Genomic DNA, 254 nt, shown 5'->3' with positions numbered 1-254 from the left:
CGACGTCGCGGGCGTGCCCGCGGTCCGCGGAGTGAACGGAGCCTGCGAGCCCGTACTGGGTGTCGTTGGCGATCTCGATGGCCTCCTCGTCGTCGCTGAAGGGGATGACGGGGGCGATGGGCCCGAAGTGCTCGTTGCACGCCGCCGCCATCTCGTTGGTGACGCCGGAGAGCACCGTCGGCTCGACGAACAGGCCGTCGTTGTCGCCGCCGGTTTCGAGCGTCGCGCCCTGCTCGATCGTCTCCTCGACGTAG

1 protein-coding gene is annotated in these 254 nt (G+C 69.7%); it reads right to left on the bottom strand.

What is annotated here, in order from left to right; all coding sequences use genetic code 11:
* Positions 1-254 (bottom strand): aldehyde dehydrogenase family protein (locus HKX41_12365; GenBank protein NNC24929.1); only part of this gene is annotated, 254 nt, incomplete at both ends.

The sequence above is a fragment of the Salifodinibacter halophilus genome (genome assembly GCA_012999515.1).
In the GTDB taxonomy this organism is placed as follows: domain Bacteria; phylum Pseudomonadota; class Gammaproteobacteria; order Nevskiales; family Salinisphaeraceae; genus Salifodinibacter; species Salifodinibacter halophilus.
Note: the sequence above shows the minus strand (reverse complement) of the source record. Positions and strands in the feature narration are given on the sequence as shown.